We start from the raw sequence: 18,224 nt of genomic DNA, 5'->3' as shown, positions 1-18,224 counted from the left end.
TACCAGCGCTTATTCAAATGAAGCGACGCATGCCAACGGGCCGCGATATGCGGCTGACCCGACGTCCTTTTCTGCTCGGCTGCGTACTGGCCGTACTCGCACTCGGTGTCGCGTACGCGGCGTGGGTTGCGCGCGATCTATGGGGCTCGACCCGGGCGATCGATGCCGCGTCGGCTGCGAACACGCAGAGCGCTGCGAATGCGGCTCAATCGGCTCATCCGCCGATCCCGATTCACTTCACACTCTCACAGCCCGGCTACGTGACGCTCGTGATCGAGAAGCCGGACGGCACGCGTGTGCGCAATCTCGTGAGCGAGACGCAGTTTCCGGCGGGCGAGAACACCGCGTGGTGGGACGGCCTCGACGATCTGGGCCGCGACGCCGATGCCGCCATGCACGGCCAGTACGGTATTCCAGGCCGGCTCGTGGCGCCAGGGACATACCGCGTGCGCGGGCTGGTACGGCCCGCGTTGAAGGCGCTTTACGAGTTCAGCCCGTACGATCCTGGTCAGCCGCCCTGGAAGACCGCCGATCGCCGCAGCGAATGGCTGGCGAATCACTCGGCGCCATCGGCCGTGCTGTTCGTGCCGCCCGGCGATGCGCCCGTACGGGCACATGCGCCCGCTACGACGGCCGGGCAGGTGCTGGTCGGCAGCTACGTCTCCGAGGGCGGCAGCGGGCTAACGTGGCTTGCCCCCGACGGGCGCAAGCTGTGGGGGCAGATGTGGGTGGGCGGCGTGTGGACCGGCGCGACACAACTGGCTAGAGATACCGGCCCTCAGCGTGTCCCGGACGTTTACGCGTATACGGCCTCGTCGTGGCGCGGCGATCAGCCTGGTGATCACTACAGCGAGCTGCGTCTTAACGCGTTGCTCTCGCCGCAGGCGCAGCGTTCGGTGCCGGCCGATGCGCGTCTCGGCACCGGCGACGACGCGCCGGTGCTCTCGCCGCCATTGCGCATCGACGAGCCGCCGGGTCTCGCGAAACCCGCCGCCGACGATCCGTATCCCGAGCGGCACGCGCTCGTTGCAGGACTCGCTGTGCGCGACGCGCTCGTAGCCGTCGCGCTGCGCGGCGTCAATCAACTCCTGTTCGTCGATACCGCGCAGCATCGCGTGCTGGGCCGCGCGCCGCTCGACGATCCGCGCGGGCTGACGTTTGACGCACAGGGACATCTGCTGGCGCTTTCCGGACATCAATTGGTGCGACTCGACCTCTCGCGCGACGCGGCGGGGCAGGTGCAAATCGCGGGCCGCCAGACGGTCATCGCGGGCGGACTCGACGACCCGCAAGCACTCTGTCTCGATGCGGCTGGCGCGATCTACGTGAGCGACTGGGGCAACAGCCACCAGGTCAAGGTGTTCGCGCCTGATGGACGGCCGGCGCGCACGATCGGACATAAAGGGGCGCCTGCACCCGGCGTCTACGATCCGGCGCACATGAATCATCCGGCCGGCATCACGATAGACGGTCGAGGGCGCCTGTGGGTCGCCGAGAACGACAAGACGCCCAAACGCGTGAGCGTATGGGATAGCGCGACGGGACGCTTCGTTGACGCGTTCTACGGGCCGCCGCGCTATGGCGGCGGCGGCACGCTCGATCCACGCGACCGGACGCGCTTCTACTATGCCGACGAAGCGGGCGGCACAACATTCAAGCTCGACTGGAACTCACGCACGAGCACGCCGCTGGCGGTCTACTATCGCGCCGATTCCGACGACGCCGGTTTTGCTGGCACCGATACCGGCGGTGCGCCGGACTATCCGCTCTACCGCGACAAAGAACGCTATCTGACGAATGCGTTCAGCGCGCAGGTGACGGGACGTCCGAGCGTCATCCTGTGGCACCTCGGCCCCGACGAAATCGCACGGCCCGTAGCCGCGGCGGGCAGCACGTCCGACGCCACCGGCAAGTTGCTACCGGTTTTCGCCGATCCGGCGATGAAGGCGCGCATGCCAGCGGGCAGCGATCCGGCGCATCGCGCGCTGCTGTTTCTGTGGCGCGACGCGAACGGCGATCACCGTGTTCAACCGAACGAGGTCACTTTCTGGCAGCCGCAGGGCGAGGCGCGCGGCAACGCGGCGATGCTCGGCAACGTGACGGTGCTCGACGATCTCTCATTCGCGTTTGCTTACGCCGGGCAATCGGCGATCGTGGTTCCGGCCACTGGCATCGCGTCGGATGGCGTGCCGGTTTACGACACCGATCATCCACGCACACTGGCAACCGGCGTGCAGGCACCCGTGAGCACGGGCGGCGGCCAGGTGCTGGTGGGCCGTAACGACTGGACTGTGTTCACGACGCCGCCCACGCCATTCGCGCCACAGGGCGTCGCCGGCGTGCAGGGCAGTCATGGCGCACGCTGGTCGTATCCGAGCCTGTGGCCGGGCCTGCATGCATCGCATGCGGCACCGGTGCCGTCGCGGCCCGGCGAACTGATCGGCACCACGCGCGTGCTGGGCAACCCGATCGATGCACCGCCGCCCTCCGACGTGGGGCAACTCTGGGCCATCAACGGCAACGAAGGCGACGTCTATCTGTTCACGACGGATGGTCTGTTCGTCGCGACACTGTTCAAGGACGCGCGCCTCGACACCGCGCCGCCGCCGCCCGACGCTGCGCGCGGGCTCGACCTCGGCACGACGAGTCTCGGCTTCGAATGCTTCCATCCGACGCTCACACGCGGCTCGGACGGGCACATCTACATGCAGGCCGGTTCGACGTCGCCGCTCTTGCGCATCGCCGGGCTCGAAGACATGCGGCGCTTGCCGGACCAGAGCATCACGGTTACTGCGGCGGATCTCGTGGCCGCGCAGCAGCAGAAACGCGCCAACGCCGAACGCGAAGCCGCCGCGCGAAACGGAGAGCGCGTACTCACCGTGGCTGTGCACGGGGACGAAAACGCGCAGGACTGGCCGAACGGCTCGACTCAATGGGCGAAGATCGACACGCGCAGCAGCCAGGTGGGCGACTGGGGTCATAAGGATGCCGTAACAAGTGGCGCGCTTGGGGTATTCGGCGACCAGCTCGTGATCACGGTCCGCACCGACAATCCCGATCTGCTCGCCAACAGTGGGGAATCGCTGCAGAACCTCTTCGCGACCGGCGGCGGCATCGACCTGATGCTCGGCGTCGATCCGACCGCGAGCGCAGAACGCACCGACGCAGTGCGCGGCGACGAACGGCTGGTGGTATCGCGCGTGAATGGCGCGACTGTCGCGATGCTCTACCGTCCTGTCGCCGCGACGGGGGGACTTGCGCCGGTGAGCTACAGCTCCCCGCTGCGCACGATCCGTTTCGATCGCGTGGACAATCTCAGCAACCGTGTAGTGCTGGACGTCCAGCGCGGCGGAGACGGCACGGTGACTTACAAGGTCACCGTGCCGTTGAAGCTGCTCGACCTGAACGTCTCGCCAGGCACGACGATCGCCGGAGATATCGGCGTGCTTCGGGGCAATGGCTTCGAAACGCTGCAACGCGCGTACTGGTCGAACAAGGCGGGCGGTCTGGTCAGCGATCTGCCGGGCGAAGCCGAGTTGACGCCGAATCTGTGGGGGCGCTTCCGGTTTGTCTCGGCGTACGACTAACGTCCCGGCGACTCCGCCGCGATCTCGTAGCCAGGCGCCGCCGCGTGCTTCGTGCGGCGCAGTTCCACGAAGCGCTCGCGCACGCGACCGCACGGGCGATCGACGCACAACGTAAGCCCGAAAGCGGCCGCATACGCGAGCAGGATGAGGGGCGCGGTGACCAGTGCGCGAGTGGCGTGCGGCAGGATCGCGATCTGCGAAACGTAATGCGATATGAACAGCAACGGCAGCCAGTGAACCAGATAGAGCGAGTAGGAAGCGTCGGAAAGCAGCCGGTCGAATGTATTGCTGCGCAAGCTCAGTGAGCCGATTGCGAACGGCAGCGCGATGGCCGCGAGCGCAATGTTGAACGGTGGATTCCAGGCCAGATAAGCGGCGCTGCGATGCGCGCCGCCAAACAGCACGGGCCGCAGCGCGGGCGCTGCCGCAAACACGCCAATCACGGCGAGCGTCAACGCGGCTGAACCAAGCGCCACCGCGCGAGAAGGCCGCAGCACGGGATAGCGTGCTGCGAGCATCCCTGCGACGAACCACGGCAGATACGAAGTAAAAGCGCGGTCGTAGAACAACGCGAACGATACGGCGCTCACGCCTGCGCAGGCGATGAGGGCCACGCGCGGCTTGTGCTGCATCAGCACAATGATGAGCGGCGCGACGAGATAGAACTCCATCTCGATGTCGAGCGACCATGCGGGCACCAGCGGAGCGCCGCCGGCCGTGTTGTAGCCAAAGATCAGGAAACTCGCGACGAGCGCGCGCAAATCCAGCGGCGTGACGGGCACACGCGGCGGCACGAAACGCGGCAGGACGTCGACGATGGCAAGGGCAAGCAGGCTGCACAGCAGAAACACGGGGGCGAGCCGCCAGGCGCGCGAGACGACAAACGTGGTGTAGGGATCGCGCGTGGCCGCGTATTTGTGCTGCCACATCACGTCGACCCAGTACCCGCTCAGCGCGAAGAACAGATAGACGGGCGTGTGGCCGATCCCGAAGCTCGTGTAATGGAACACGACAACGATGGACGCGAGCAGGAATCGGAATGCGCCTGGCGCCATGCTGCTCTCCTGGTCGATTGAACCCGCTTGCGGTTCAAGTCTTCGGCGCGGGCGCGCCAGTGGGTTCGACGCTCCGTTGCCGTTGCTCTTGCGCGCGCAGGTGCGCATCGAGCCAATGACGCACGCGCGCCGTGTGCCGCTCGGTCAGCAACGAGGCCGCGAAACAATATGCGTAGACGAGGGTGACAGCCACACCGAAGCAAACCAGGCCACGTGCATCGGGCTGCTGTGAAAAACGCAGGCCGAAGGTCTGGCATGCGAATGCGCACAGCAACAGCAAAGCGGGGAAGTGGAACAGGTAAGTTGAATACGAGAAATCGGCGAGGCGTCTATGCAGCGCGGCGAGCGGCAGTGCATGCGAGAGACGGCTCGTGCTCGCGAGCGCGACCATATACGCCATGCCGAGCACGAAGTCTCGCGTGAACGAGCCAGCGAGGCTCGTATCGATTGCAGCGATGCCATGGGTGAGTCGCGACGCAAGCAGCGCCGCCGCGAACAGCGCGACGCCGAACGCGGGAGCGGGGCGCCACGCCTTTGAGTAGACCCAGCGATGGGCGACGATGCCCAGCATCCACACGAAGCCCCAGAGCGTAAGTGCCAGCGGCAGCGCAACGACGAGCGCCAGCGCCGCGGCGGCCCAACCGATGCGCCAGGCGCGTTCGCTCGTGAGCGCAACGATCGCCAGCGCGAAAAGGCAGTAGTACCACCACTCGTATGAGAGCGACCAGAGCGGGCCATTGCTGCCGAGCGTTGGCGTTAGCACGCCTTGCAGCATGAAGAGATTGCCGAAGAACGCCGTGACGTTCATGCCGGTGACGAAAGGCGCCGCGATCGATGCAATCGCGGGCGTGGGCAGTGTCGTGTAGATGCGGGTCGCGTCGAACCAGTGCAGACCCGTGAAATCGAGTCCGATTCCGATCACAAGTGCGGGAACGAGCGTCGTGTAAATACGGCTCGTGCGCGCGCACGCATACGCGCGCAGATCGGGGCCGCGCATGAGCCATCGATCGAGCGTGACGCCGCCCACCAGAAAACCGCTGATCACGAAGAAGATCACGACGGCCTCATGGCCGAGGCCCGTGACGAGGTAAAAGGCGCGATCGGCGCTGCCGTGCTGCGCGAGTGCGCCGAAGTCGGCGAGCACGAGCGCACGCGCGTGATTGATCACGACGAGAAACGCAGCGACCCAGCGCGACAGGTCGAGAAACGTCGAAACGCCTGCTTTCATCGTTTCGCCTTGCGGGCAGAAGGGGACAGGACGGAGGCGGCCGCACGCCAACAGCCTGACTCATGCTACGTCCTCGTGATGACCGGTGCGCGCGCGTGGCGGGAATCGACGAGGCTTTGTCGTATGGGCGCAGTGGCGCGGCTACAAACTCCCCCGGCGGGAGCGTGAGCGTCGGATCAGCGGGGCAAGGCAAGGGAAATAGCGCGCCTCGCGAAGCTGACTTTTGGCGACTTCGTGCAGCTGACGCCGGTCGTGGCGATCGATCTGTTCGCCACCGGCCCGGTCGGCCGCGAGCGGCTCATTCCTTGCGTCAAGGTGTCCCGGCCGATTGCCTGACGCGCCTCGACGCGTCGGCTTCGCCGGACACCCACTCGCGAAACGCGGCCATCGCTGGCGACAGTGCCCTCGACTTCAACGAAGCGAGCCAGTACGCCCCGATCTGCACCTCGGCTGCGAACGGCTGTACGAGCAGGCGTTGGTGAATCTCACGCGCAAACATCGCGGACGGGGCAAGTGCGATTCCGGCCTCCTGCATGGCCGCTTCGACCATCAATCGCGACGAATCGAACACCGGTCCATTCACCGGCCACGGCTCGATCCCGGCGGCCGCGAACCACAAAGGCCACTCATCCTCGCGATACGACCGCAGCAGCGTTTCCTTACCCAGATCAGCCGGCGTCGCGAGCCGCTTCGCAACCTCCGGCGCGCACAGCACGGTCAGTGGCGCGTCCATCAGCCAGACGTTGTCGGTCGCGGGCCAGCTTCCGTCGCCGAAACGGATCGCGAAATCGAGACCTTCCGCCGCGAGATCGACGAGATTGTTATTCGTCAGCAGCCGTAGTTCGATAAACGGATGGCATTCGTTAAATGACTTCAGACGCGGCATCAACCAGCCCACGGCGAACGTGCCGACGACGCCGATCGTCAGCACCTCGCGCACGCGTCCGCCCTCAAACTGGCGGACGACGGCCTCGATCCGGTTGAATGCGTCGGTCAACACCGGGAGCAGTGCGCGCGCCTCGTCGGTCATGCCGAGCCCGCGCGGCAGACGCTTGAACAACGGCGTGCCGAGCCGTTCCTCGAGCATGCGCACCTGCTGGCTGACGGCCGCCTGCGTGACTTTCAGCTCCAGACCGGCCAGACGGAAATTCAGATGGCGGGCGGACGCTTCGAACGCACGCAGCGCGTTGAGGGGCAGGTGAGGTCGCATGTTCGTGAAGAAAGAAAAGCTTTTGGGTACGTCAAATTATCCTCGCTTGTTCCCGATGCGCCAAACCTTGAGAATTGACGTCGCGCGCGGCGCGGAACCTGGTCTTTCGGGTCGTGACAATGGACAAGCAACGATGCGTCGAGTAACAAGATTTCGTTGACCATCATGCACACGAAAAGGCACGCGAAAACTCTCGCAAAGGACATGAAGCAATGAAGTTCATCCTCAGGCACGTCGCCATGGCGACATTCACCGTCTGCCTGATCGCGCCCGCCGTGGCAGCCGGGGTCGTTGCCGGGGACCGCACTTCGCGCGCGACGCCTGACCGGCGCACCGAAATCCGGCACGTTGTCGACGCGGCCATCCAGCCGCTGATGCGTGAGTACGGAATTCCGGGAGCGGCAGTGGGTGTCACCGTCGATGGGCGCTCGTACGTGTTTGATTACGGCGTCGCGTCGAAGGAGACGGGCAAGCCGGTGAACGGCGATACGCTGTTCGAACTCGGCTCCGTCAGCAAGACATTCACGGCAACGCTCGCGTCGTGGGCTAGCGAAGAGGGCAAGCTGTCATTTGCCGATCCAGTTGCGCACCACTGGCCGGCGCTCGACGGCACGCCATTCGGCGCGGTCACGCTGCTTCAGCTCGGTACGCACACGCCAGGCGGCATGCCGCTGCAAGTCCCCGACGAGATCCACGGCGAGTCGGACCTGCTCGCGTATCTGAAAGCGTGGCGGCCGGCGTATCCCCCCGGCACGGAACGCACCTATTCAAATGTTTCGGTCGGCACACTAGGACTCGTGACTGCGAAGGTGCTGGAGAAGCCATTTCCCGATTTGATGGAGCAGCGGCTCTTTCCGGCGCTCCATCTCTCGCAGAGTTACATCGTCGTGCCACCTGCGAGGATGGGCGATTACGCGCAGGGCTATACGAAAAACGGTGAGCCCGTCCGGATGAAAGGCGACGTGCTGTCCAGCGAGTCGTACGGTGTGCGCGCAACGGCGGCCGACGTGCTTCGCTTCGTCGAGGTGAACCTCGGCGTACGCGGCGTGGAACCGGGCTTGCGTCAGGCGATTTCCGCGACACACATCGGCTACTTCCGCGCGGGGCCGATGACGCAGGATCTGATCTGGGAGCAATACGCCTGGCCGGTCACACTCGATACGTTGCTTGATGGCAATGCGCCGAAAGCGATCGATCCAACGCCATCGGCGAAGATCGATCCGCCGCTTGCACCGAGCGACGCGACGTGGATCAACAAGACCGGTTCGACGAACGGCTTCGGTTCATATGTCGCATTCGTGCCCGCGCGGCGGATCGGTATCGTGATTCTCTCGAACCGCAATTATCCGATCGCTGCGCGCGTGACGGCGGCCTATAAGATTTTCACCGCGCTCGATAGCGGGCGGTGAGAGCGTCGGCATCGGAGTGGAGAGGGGGCATTGAACTGCCCCTGCAGTATCGCCACCAAATTGGCATCCAGTACGCACTATGGGAATTTTCCTTTTTAAGCCGGGCGGATTCTGGCCGGCTGGTTTGATAGCGATCGCGATCGGTTCGCTTTGTGTGACGTCCGCGCAAACGGCTGAATCGGCGGAACATACGACGTCGATCGAAGGGCAACGACCCGCTTATTACGCTCGAATTCGTGACGATGGCTCCGTGAAGTCCGTATCCATGTCGCCTACCGCGTTGCGGCTCGACATGAACAGCGGGAATTCGATCAAGGCAGAGGCGGCCGACTTCAAGCCTGTCACGTACTGGTTCGGCAAATCGGTGCTGAACCGGAAAATGCTTGCACGCATCAGCAGCGTCTACACCGTGCCGAGGATCCGGACGGTTCCGATCGTATCCAGTGGCGGCGATTGGGTGGTGGCCGAATTCTTCGGCGCTGGATCGCATATTCCCAATTGCCGATACGAAATGTTACGCAAGACAGTCCTGACCCAGTATGTGCTGGATTCGCGCGGACGCGTCATGCGTATCGCGGATATCGGCTGGCAAACTGATTCTGCCGACCCGCGACGCACGGATGAACACGTTATGTACGTCGGGAAGTATCGGACCTGGATTCGCGCGTATGACGTGGACAGTCGGGGCGATTTACGACTGGTGGCCGCCGCGTGGTCCACTCGATCACAGGAACATAGGTCCGGTGATCTTCCGCCCGCCGAAAACGAACTCGTGTTTGGAAATGTGCGGGGGAAGCAGTTGTGGGCAAACAAGAGGAATTTCGAGGCGGCCTTGGGGCTTGACCTGGCGGCGAGGGCGATACTGGTCCGGCAGTACGGTGGGGATTGACGGTGTCGCAACGGCCAACGCAGTTTTGGTGCGTGCAACTGATGTGCGCCCGAGTTTGCCTCGGGCGCACAATGTCGGCATCAAGAAGATCAAAACGTCTTATGCCGGATTTCGCTTTCCGGCCACGGTCATCGGCTGCGCGGTACGCAGGAACCACCGTTTCGATATGAGCCTGCGAAATCCGTCTCCGCAAGATTTAACACCGCGTCACGAAGCAGGCGGCTCGTGCGGCTCTTCGGCGAAATAAAGTCCGTAGACCGCGTCGAATTGCGTATATCGTCGTCTGCAGCCCCCCTCGTCGACACGAACGTTGGATCAAAAGTTGCTGAAGAAGCCACGCGCCGCGACCATGCAGAACGGCGCGACGAGACCGCCGTGGTAGGACTGGAGAATCGCGGAAAACCCGTTATCCGTGGCGCCGGCCTGAATGGCCTGCTGGGCGACCGCCGCTTCGGCCTGGGCGAACCCTGTCTTGACCGCGGCAAACGGATCATTCACGCCAGGCGCGGAATCGACATCAAGAATGCTCGTCAGGCCCGGCGTGACTTTGGCGTTCTTCCAGTAGGCCTGCTCGATCGCCGCATTGAAAAAGAACACGGTCGGGTCGAGATGGCCGCCGCATAGAAGCACCGGCGCGCGCGGTACCCAGTTCCGAAGATCGTTGCGCTTGAATGCCTGACGCAGTGGCTGAGCCGGACTGCGAGCGGGTGCCATCGCAGTGGTCGGTGTGGGATAGGCGCCGTCCGGATTCACGATCTGGTCTTCGAGAATGCTCAGGCGATAAGCGTTGCGCACGAGATTCGAAGTGCCGAAACCTGCGGCGAACAGCGGTGCCAATTGTGGAGGCGCGAGCGGTGGCGCAACGGGCGGCGTCAGCGAAGCGAACTGGGGTGCGGGCCACTGGCTGCTGAAGAGCTGCGTTGTGGGAAGCTTGCCTTCGGCGAACAGCGTATTCATTGGGACGACACTCGGCAGCAGGCTCTCAATGCCAGTCGCGTAGGCCGCCTCGTAAAAATCGCCTGGCTGGTGATGGATGTTGCCGTATGCGTGCTGGTAGCTCGTGGTCACGAACACCGTAAAGATCGTCGATCCGAGATCGACCTCGCCCTGGACCAGCGCATCGCCCATGGCGCCCAGCGCATACGGGCCCGAGCCAGGCGCGGAGGCCGTGACCTTGATTCCGGCCGCCTGCAGTGCGCGGTGCGTGGCCAGCGCGACGTAGCCGCCCTGAGAATAGCCGGTGACGAACAGCTGCCCGTTTTCGCGCGTCTTGTCTCCCGGGTCCGGAAGGGCCATCGAGAGGCGGGCCGCATGCAATGAATCGATCACGTCGGCCGATTGCTGGTCGCCGTTCAGATAGGGGTGGTACGGCAAGGTGGACCCAGAATAGCCGGCATAGTTGCTCGCGACCACGATATAGCCTTGCGCCGCGTAGATCGCAGCCACGGCAGTCCCTTCGCCCGCGCCGTCGCCGTTGGCCGGGTCCGCCTGGGTGATGTCGGCGATGTTGTAGTCGCGGTAGGTCGTCGTTCCGTGGGCATACAGCATGAGAGGCCGGGGACCTGTGCAGGATGCGCCTCCACCAGGAATCATCAGCGCCGCACTCGAGACTGTGGGTTCGCCCGCGCCACCTATTGTGAGGTAGCGGAAGTATCTGATTTCGATGTCGCAGCGCGGCGTGCCGGCAACTTTCAGCAATTGCTGCCCCGTCGCGTTGGTGCCCAGCAGTTTTGCGAAGTCACCCGCGCTCACGCGCAAGCTCGTCCTCTGCTCGATCAACTGGCCTCGGAAAAAGCAGCTCAAACCGCTGCAGGTCGAACCTGCCTGCACAACAACGCTGGTACTCGCCAAAAAGAAAGTCAGCAGTGCCAGGCCCACGTTACGCATCGCTTCTCGCATCTCACGCTCCGCAATTGTTGGTGTTCGGATAATGTGGCTGCCTCAACGAGTGAAACGAGTATAGGTAAACGAACTAGCCGACTGCCAGTTGTTGTGGAAGCAATTTTTCGCATGAAGCGCTCTATGAGTAACCTCTACGGCGTACATTGGTGCGATCAATGTTCCAGCACGGACGCGACTCCCCGGCACGGCGAGAGCGCCGAGCGTCCCGGTTCCGGCCGCGGTTCCGTTCAAAACCCGCATTTCGCTTGCGGGTGACGCAGGGTGGAAAATACGTGCCATGGACGCTGTGCTATTGCTGCGCAGAATGTGGTGTTCTCGCCCAGCAGCACGTGGATGGACGCAAAGGCGTTCGATGCAAGTCGTCGAACCTAAATGAATTTAGCCCTGGTCGGTGATACGCGTGACCAACGCGGTCAATCCAAACGTGCGCTAGCCCACAAAAGGGCCTTTATTTTTTCGAAATCTGCTGATTCACGTGAAGAAAAGTCTGCCAACGAGCTCGCTGAAAATCCATGAAAGACGGCACCCCCGCCACACGCGTTTTGACAAAGGCTAAGCCGGAAGCGCGTGAGGCCGTGTTGGCCGAACAGGTCGTGGAGGGTAATTCGACGCCCGCGAAGAACGAAAGCCCGAAAATAGAACGCGTAAAAAAGAAAGGGCGGTGCACGACGGTTTCATGATGTCCACAATCGATCACGAACAAATTGCATACCCAAAGAAACAATGTCTTGATACGGGCGTGTTAGTGAATAATTCGCGAAATGCCGCGCGCCGGATTACGCTGCGCGTGTCTACATCCGAAAGCGACTCCTCGCGGTGATTGCTGCTGTTGAGATCGCCCACGCCAGCCGTCCTTTGAAATCTGCTTGAGGTTTGCGCGATTGCACAGTTGAGGCAGACCGATATCGATGAATGCGCTCCGCGCAATCGTTGCAGGATAGGCCGCGGCGAGCGCGTTTATGTTGCGCCCACGTTTGCTCCCCTTGATTCCAGCAGGGTCACCCGCCGCACGGGCCCGGTCGTTCGCACGGCTTGATCCTCTGATGCATCGACCTTGATCTGCGTGTGCACGATCGAGATTTTTGCAGGAATGTTGCGAATAACCGACACCGCACCGTGTCGCCCCGACATACTTTTGGCGCTTTCAAAAATATGTGTCGGGGAGACACCATGCCGAAAACCCTTATCGAGCCCTTTCGAATCAAGAGCGTCGAGCCTATCCGCATGACTACGCGTGAAGAGCGCGTACGCCTGCTCGAAGAGGCCAGGCTCAACGTCTTCAAGTTGCGCGCCGAGGACGTGCTGATCGACTGGCTGACCGACTCCGGCACCGGCGCCATGTCCTCGCGCCAGTGGGGCGCGATTATGGAGGGCGACGAGAGCTATGCCGGCGCCCGGAGCTTTTACCGTCTCGAGGCGGTGATCCGCAAGATCACCGGCATGCAGCACGTCGTGCCCACCCACCAGGGCCGTGCGGCTGAAAAGGTGCTGTTCACGGCGATCTGCAAGAGCGGCGATATCGTTCCCAACAACTGCCACTTCGATACGACGCGCGCGAACCTCGAATACCTCGGCGCCGAGGCCGTCGACCTGGTCATACCCGAAGGCCTTCAACCGAGTCTGGTTCATCCCTTCAAGGGCGACATCGATCTCGCGCGCGCCGAGGCGCTGCTCAAGTCCAGTGGGGACCGCATTCCATTCGGAATGCTGACCGTCACAAACAACACGGGCGGCGGACAGCCCGTGTCGATGGCCAACATTCGCGCCTACTCGAAGCTGCTCAAGCAATACGGAAAGCCGTTCGTTCTCGACATCTGCCGCTTCGCCGAAAACGCAATGTTTATCAAAATGCGCGAACCGGGCTACGCCAATACGCCGATTGCCGAAATCGCCACTGAGATGTTCTCCTATGCCGACGGGGCGACAATGAGCGCCAAGAAGGATGGCATGGTCAATATCGGCGGTTTCATCGTGCTGCGCGATGATTGCTGGATCGACGCTATCCGCAACAACCTCATCATGATGGAGGGATTTCCGACCTACGGCGGCCTCGCCGGGCGCGACCTCGAAGCGCTCGCCGTCGGACTGGAAGAGGGGCTCGACGAAGACTACTTGCGCTACCGCCTGCGCACTGCCGAGTACCTTGGCGAAAAGCTCGACGCGGCGGGTGTCGGCTACGTGAAGCCGACGGGCGGCCATGCCGTTTATATCGATGCGCGCACCGTGTTGCCCGAAATGCCGGTCGCGCAATATCCGGCGTGGGCACTGTGCAATGCGCTGTATCTCGAGGGCGGCATCCGCGGTGTCGAGATTGGTTCGGTCATGTTCGGCAAACGCCTCGACGACGGCAGCGAGACTTATCACAAGATGGAATTGTTGCGACTGGCGTTTCCGCGCCGTATGTATACGCAATCGCACTTCGACTATGCGGCCGAAGTGATCGCCGAAGTCAAGGCGAGCGCGGCGAGCATCCGCGGCGTGACGATCGTTAAGCAACCCAGGTTCTTGCGGCACTTCACCGCGGAGTTCGCGTGGGCCGATTGAGTGCATCTGAAGGGTGGGCGGCGCGGACCGAAACGTCACGCCGCGCGTGAAGTAGTTTTCATCCTTGATCTTCCTGAATGTATGTGAACCGTGGGCCGCATTTGTGTGCGGCCCCATTGAATGGAAGTTTCCGTTTGCCGTTTTTGCGCGTTACCGCGCGTCCTGAAAGCGAAACGCCTGATGAAGGTTTCGGCCGATCGGGCCATGAACATGATTCTGCAAAAAAACAGGATCGGGTGAACGTCTGGGGGACACATTTAGCGGGCTTCGCTCCATATTTAACATAAGGTAAATTATCGAACTTTTACTTGTTACGGCTTTTTTGAAATGTCGTGTTCTGTGTCGGTTGAGCGCCGGACATCCACAGGGAGCGCCGGCGATGAACGCGACTGGGACGATCACGATGACGATGCGCGAAGTCGACCGGTTCAAGGTCATCCAGGCCGTGACTGTCGACCTTCAGCCATTCCTCAATCTTCGCGGCCCATGCGTCCTGAGCCGCTTCGGGTATTCCGGTTCAACAGCAACTGGCTGACGCAGCCGCGTGCGAATCGTGTTGTGGTGCAGCCCCATTCGCCGCGCGATCTCGCGCAGCGGCACATTGTCGCGGAAATACATCCGCTTGATCGTGGCGAGCATACCCACCGTGATTGCCGATCTGGACCTTGCGAATTAAAAGGACGCTGGCGACGCCCTGACACATACAAATAGCTTACAAAGACGCATATAGTTGAATTGTCAACTTGATGCGCGAAACAGGGCCTCTGAAATGCCCCAGCATCGCACTATCGGTAATAACACCGTCTTCCTTCGAGTCTGCCCGGATTTGCAAGAACGCATGTTGGCACCTGTTATCCGGGCACGGCTTCCCTGTCATTTGACCCGCATGAGTTCCCTGACCGCCCCTGTCGCACGGCAGGCACTTTCTTACTTAGCCCGTCCGCGCAGGACATCGTGGCTACGACGGGCATTGCCGGCGATGGTGCTGCTGGTGTTGCTGCATCTGGCCGTGAACATCGGCCAGTCATGGCACGATTTCCGCGCCCTCAACGAACAAACCGCCCGGCGCCTCGACACGCTTGCCTCAACCCTTGCGCTGCACATCGAGGACCACGCCAGGGTGGTCGATCTCACCACCGTTGCTGTCGGCGACGCCATCGAGACTTCGACTCTCGATAACCGGAAGCTCGCTCAGCTGGCGTCGCTAGACAAGGAAATACTTGGCGCCGTGTCGATCGCAGTGATTGACCCCGCCGGCCGGCTGCTCGCTGCCTCGGACCCGGTAATCGAACGCCATGCCCCGAACCTCCTCGCGTCACAGCGGAGCATGAACGTCGAGTCCCCTCCGTACGCTCAGCCGGTTCACTACGACTCGCGCTGGGGTCTGCTCTTTGTCAGAGACCATCGCAGCGAAGCGGGCACGTTTAAAGGTCGCATAGCCGTGATCGTACCGATCGATCAGTGGCTGACGGAGGATGTCGATTTTCCGCCGGGGAGCGTGGCACTTTTGCGCAGTCCCGATGAGACTCTCATCGCCCGTTACCCCTCGATTCCGGGTGCCAAACCCGGATCGCGGTACCACATCGAGAACCTGAAGGCTAAAGGGCCGACTCCCTCGACGTCTTATGTGGTCTCGCCACTAGACGGCGATCTTCGCCTGGTCACTTCCCGCAGCGTTGCCATCGGTCCGGCAGGCAAAAGCCTGACCCTCGACCTGGGCTACTCGGTGGAAGCGTACCGGCTCCCGTGGGTGCATAGCGTGTACCTCAATCTGGCCGGAATGGCCACCATGATCGCGCTCCTGGTCGGAGGCATTGTCCTGCTGCGCCGTGAAAACCGGCTGCGTGAACAGGTGGAAACATGGGCTGGCTTCGTCTCGACGGTCATCGGGAACATTCCGACCCCCATCGCACTGGTGGATCGCGGCACGGGGAGGATCACGCTCGCCAGCGAGACGCTCAAGGATATTTTCGGCATGCGGGCCACAGTCGGCGCGCCCTTCGCGAACCTCTTTGCCGACCCGGAAGACTGGAATGACACTGGCGTACGGGTCTCCAACGAGCCGGTTGTCATGCGTACGCGTGCGGGAATCGTCCACATGGTCGTGCAGTGTTCGGACCTTCCGGATGACGCTGGCGAAGTCGAACAAAAGGGCCTCATGCTTGTCACCCTGATCGATGTCAGCCAGCAATGCGAGCAGATCCGGCAACTGCGTACCGAAGCCGAATTCGACGCGCTAACGAAGCTCCCCAACCGGCGTCATTTTGACCGGGCGAGCGAGCGTGCCGTGGCACGCGCACAGCTATGCCAGAGTCCCCTCGCCGTCCTCGCAATGGATCTCGATCACTTCAAGGAGGTCAACGACACGCGGGGCCATGCAGCAGGCGACCGCGTGCTGGAGTTGGTCTCCGAGCGGTTCAATGCTGCGCTTCGCGAGCAGGACCTGCCGGCCCGGATGGGCGGAGAGGAGTTCGCCGCCCTCCTGCAAGGCGCTTTGCCCGAGCGGGCGCGCGCTATCGCGGAGCGGGTCCGGCTCGCCGTGGCGACGCCGATCACCCTCGACGATGGGCACGTCATACACGTGACAGCGAGTATCGGCGTAGCGATGTATCAGCAAGGCGAATCCGATCTCTCAGGCGCGAAAGCGCGGGCCGATGCCGCGCTTTACCGCGCCAAGCGCTCGGGACGTAATCGGGTTGAGACGGAGTGCGAAGTCGCGGTTCAGGATGCTCGTTGTGGGGAGTGCAGGACATGAGATCCCTTGCGCGTTATGGTCATCTTTTTAGCCAAAGATTTAATAGCCGGATAAGGGCAGCTGTGACAACAGCAGTTGTCGGGACGGTGGCCATCGCCTTGCTGTCTAGTATTGCGTTTGGCTATGCGCGCGCCCAGATCCTGCACGAAGAGTTTGGAAAGCTGAACGCGATAGCGGCAGAGGTCCTGCACCGCAGCGAGCGCTCAAGCGACCAGGTGCGTGATGCAATTGGCGAACTTCAAAGGCAGGATGCTCCCCCCTGCTCCCCGCAGAATCTGGCGCTGATGGAACAACTCGACCTGAAATACGGGCAACTGCATGGAGTGGGATACGTCGCCGACAACCGCCTTATGTGCTCTTCCTATGGGCGCCATGGTGGCGGCATCCTGTTGCCGACGCCGACCTATCAGCACACCCTGGGAGGCCCCGGAGGCCTGGCCCTGCTACGGAAGGTCAACCTGTCTCTTTCCGGCGAGATCGGATCGGAACCTGTGGTAGTGGTCACATCCGCCGCAAACGGATATTCGGCAATCGTTTCCCCCACCTTGCCGATCGATGTGTATACAAAGGATCCCAATGTTTCGCTCGGCACGGTGCTCTACGGCACCAGCGAGGTCAGAATGTCTCGCGGAACGTACAATCCGGCGTGGCGTACCCGTCTGGGCGACCAGTCGCACGTGGAATATCTCGAGCACGACAGAATCGTTTCGCTCTGGCGCTCATCGAGGTACGACTACTTCGCATTTGCCGCGATACCTGCGGATGAGGCGACGGCCCGGATTCATCAGGCCGGCGCTCTGATATTCTCGTGCGCGGCTTTTGCGATGGCGCTGTTGACGTTCCTGACGGTTCTGTTGGGGCGCAAGCAAGTCCCGCTGTCCGAATGCATCCGGGAGGGCCTTAGAAGAAGCGAGTTCTATCTGGTCTATCAACCCGTGGTGGATCTGAAAACAGGCCGGTGGGTTGGAGCCGAGGCGCTGTTGCGCTGGCGCCGTGCCACTGGGGAACATGTGCGACCCGATGCCTTCATCCCGGTAGCGGAAGAGTCAAATCTGATCGGGAAACTTACCGATCATGTTTTCGAGCTGGCAATCAAAGACCTGGCGGGTTTCTTCAAGAGGTACCCCGATTTCCACATCGCTATCAACGTGTCGTCTTCCGAAATGCAGTCGGCTGAGATCGTGTCACGGCTGAATGGATTTGTCGCCCGAGCGCCGGGAGCGAACCAACGCAACTTCGTGATCGAAGCCACGGAGCGCAGCCTCATTGAACCGGAGACAGCGAGAGGCATTTTTCAAAAATTGCGGGAATCGGGCTTGGCGGTAGCCATCGACGACTTTGGCACAGGTTTTTCGAGTCTCTGCTATCTGCAGTCACTCAGCGTCGACTATCTGAAGATCGATAAATCGTTTGTCGATGCTATCGACACGGCGTCCGTCAAGAACTTCGTCGTCGAGCACATCATCGGCATGGCCAAGGACCTTCAGCTTCGGCTCATCGCAGAAGGCGTGGAGAACGAAGAACAGGCCGGTTTCCTCCGGGACCGGGGTGTCGAGTACGCCCAAGGCTGGCATTTTGCCAAGGCCATGCCATTTGACGAGTTCCTGGCTTCGCTAAACCGGCAGACGGCGTAGCCGCCGTGTCG

At 62.3% G+C, this 18,224-nt stretch carries 11 protein-coding genes and 1 pseudogene; 6 read left to right on the top strand and 6 right to left on the bottom strand.

What is annotated here, in order from left to right; genetic code table 11:
• Positions 1-29: 29 nt before the first annotated feature.
• Positions 30-3,587, top strand: coding sequence for an NHL repeat-containing protein (locus D1Y85_RS22175; RefSeq protein WP_124153225.1), 3,558 nt, complete (start codon positions 30-32; stop codon positions 3,585-3,587).
• Here D1Y85_RS22175 and D1Y85_RS22170 read toward each other — a convergent pair.
• The 3 genes from D1Y85_RS22170 to D1Y85_RS22160 form a co-directional block, all read right to left on the bottom strand.
• A complete protein-coding gene (locus D1Y85_RS22170) occupies positions 3,584-4,642 on the bottom strand; it encodes an acyltransferase family protein (protein ID WP_185219075.1) in 1,059 nt (352 codons plus the stop codon). The genes D1Y85_RS22175 and D1Y85_RS22170 overlap by 4 nt on opposite strands.
• Positions 4,643-4,676: 34 nt before the next feature.
• Complete coding sequence (locus D1Y85_RS22165; protein WP_124153223.1) at positions 4,677-5,870, bottom strand: acyltransferase family protein; 1,194 nt, start codon at positions 5,868-5,870, stop codon at positions 4,677-4,679.
• 310 nt (positions 5,871-6,180) lie between these two features.
• The gene (locus D1Y85_RS22160) at positions 6,181-7,080 is read right to left on the bottom strand and encodes a LysR family transcriptional regulator (protein WP_124153222.1); all 900 of its coding nucleotides are present in this window, start codon (positions 7,078-7,080) and stop codon (positions 6,181-6,183) included.
• Positions 7,081-7,319: 239 nt separating this feature from the next.
• Between D1Y85_RS22160 and ampC the strand changes: the two genes are divergently transcribed.
• Positions 7,320-8,489 carry a class C beta-lactamase gene (ampC, locus tag D1Y85_RS22155; RefSeq protein WP_425466969.1) on the top strand — a complete coding sequence of 390 codons (1,170 nt, stop codon included), beginning with the start codon at positions 7,320-7,322 and terminating at the stop codon, positions 8,487-8,489.
• 79 nt (positions 8,490-8,568) lie between these two features.
• Positions 8,569-9,378 (top strand): hypothetical protein, encoded by an 810-nt coding sequence (locus D1Y85_RS22150; protein ID WP_124153220.1) that lies wholly within the window; start codon positions 8,569-8,571, stop codon positions 9,376-9,378.
• A 152-nt stretch (positions 9,379-9,530) separates the two neighbouring features.
• On the opposite strand, the pseudogene D1Y85_RS28135 reads toward D1Y85_RS22150, so the two are convergent.
• Together D1Y85_RS28135 and D1Y85_RS22140 are read right to left on the bottom strand one after the other, a co-directional pair.
• Positions 9,531-9,713: pseudogene (locus D1Y85_RS28135) on the bottom strand (FAD-dependent oxidoreductase); the annotation flags it as partial.
• Positions 9,694-11,277: an alpha/beta hydrolase family protein gene (locus D1Y85_RS22140; protein ID WP_124153218.1), complete on the bottom strand. Its 1,584-nt coding sequence runs from the start codon at positions 11,275-11,277 to the stop codon at positions 9,694-9,696. The pseudogene D1Y85_RS28135 and the gene D1Y85_RS22140, both read right to left, overlap by 20 nt.
• A gap of 1,173 nt (positions 11,278-12,450) precedes the next feature.
• On the opposite strand from D1Y85_RS22140, the gene D1Y85_RS22135 reads away from it, so the two are divergent.
• On the top strand, positions 12,451-13,824 hold the full coding sequence (locus D1Y85_RS22135) for a tryptophanase (RefSeq protein WP_124153217.1): 1,374 nt from the start codon (positions 12,451-12,453) through the stop codon (positions 13,822-13,824).
• Positions 13,825-14,283: 459 nt separating this feature from the next.
• Here the strand turns inward: D1Y85_RS22135 and D1Y85_RS22130 are convergent, their stop codons facing one another.
• The gene (locus D1Y85_RS22130; RefSeq protein ID WP_124153216.1) at positions 14,284-14,463 is read right to left on the bottom strand and encodes a hypothetical protein; all 180 of its coding nucleotides are present in this window, start codon (positions 14,461-14,463) and stop codon (positions 14,284-14,286) included.
• A gap of 340 nt (positions 14,464-14,803) precedes the next feature.
• Between D1Y85_RS22130 and D1Y85_RS22125 the strand changes: the two genes are divergently transcribed.
• Together D1Y85_RS22125 and D1Y85_RS22120 are read left to right on the top strand one after the other, a co-directional pair.
• Positions 14,804-16,579, top strand: a complete 1,776-nt coding sequence (locus tag D1Y85_RS22125; RefSeq protein ID WP_185219074.1) for a sensor domain-containing diguanylate cyclase — start codon at positions 14,804-14,806, stop codon at positions 16,577-16,579.
• Entirely contained in the window at positions 16,576-18,213 is a 1,638-nt protein-coding gene (locus D1Y85_RS22120; RefSeq protein ID WP_124153214.1) for an EAL domain-containing protein, read from the top strand. Before D1Y85_RS22125 ends, D1Y85_RS22120 begins: the two co-directional genes overlap by 4 nt.
• The last annotated feature ends 11 nt before the right edge of the window (positions 18,214-18,224 follow it).

Source organism: Paraburkholderia dinghuensis (assembly GCF_003837865.1).
GTDB classification, from domain to species: domain Bacteria; phylum Pseudomonadota; class Gammaproteobacteria; order Burkholderiales; family Burkholderiaceae; genus Paraburkholderia; species Paraburkholderia dinghuensis.
Note: the sequence above shows the minus strand (reverse complement) of the source record. Positions and strands in the feature narration are given on the sequence as shown.

What these genes read in the sequence shown, in the direction of transcription:
- D1Y85_RS22175 (WP_124153225.1), top strand. Translation starts at nt 30, where the DNA reads ATGCCAACGGGCCGCGATATGCGGCTGACCCGACGTCCTTTTCTGCTC.
- D1Y85_RS22170 (WP_185219075.1), bottom strand. Translation starts at nt 4,642, where the DNA reads ATGGCGCCAGGCGCATTCCGATTCCTGCTCGCGTCCATCGTTGTCGTG.
- D1Y85_RS22165 (WP_124153223.1), bottom strand. Translation starts at nt 5,870, where the DNA reads ATGAAAGCAGGCGTTTCGACGTTTCTCGACCTGTCGCGCTGGGTCGCT.
- D1Y85_RS22160 (WP_124153222.1), bottom strand. Translation starts at nt 7,080, where the DNA reads ATGCGACCTCACCTGCCCCTCAACGCGCTGCGTGCGTTCGAAGCGTCC.
- ampC (WP_425466969.1), top strand. Translation starts at nt 7,320, where the DNA reads ATGGCGACATTCACCGTCTGCCTGATCGCGCCCGCCGTGGCAGCCGGG.
- D1Y85_RS22150 (WP_124153220.1), top strand. Translation starts at nt 8,569, where the DNA reads ATGGGAATTTTCCTTTTTAAGCCGGGCGGATTCTGGCCGGCTGGTTTG.
- D1Y85_RS22140 (WP_124153218.1), bottom strand. Translation starts at nt 11,277, where the DNA reads ATGCGAGAAGCGATGCGTAACGTGGGCCTGGCACTGCTGACTTTCTTT.
- D1Y85_RS22135 (WP_124153217.1), top strand. Translation starts at nt 12,451, where the DNA reads ATGCCGAAAACCCTTATCGAGCCCTTTCGAATCAAGAGCGTCGAGCCT.
- D1Y85_RS22130 (WP_124153216.1), bottom strand. Translation starts at nt 14,463, where the DNA reads ATGCTCGCCACGATCAAGCGGATGTATTTCCGCGACAATGTGCCGCTG.
- D1Y85_RS22125 (WP_185219074.1), top strand. Translation starts at nt 14,804, where the DNA reads ATGGTGCTGCTGGTGTTGCTGCATCTGGCCGTGAACATCGGCCAGTCA.
- D1Y85_RS22120 (WP_124153214.1), top strand. Translation starts at nt 16,576, where the DNA reads ATGAGATCCCTTGCGCGTTATGGTCATCTTTTTAGCCAAAGATTTAAT.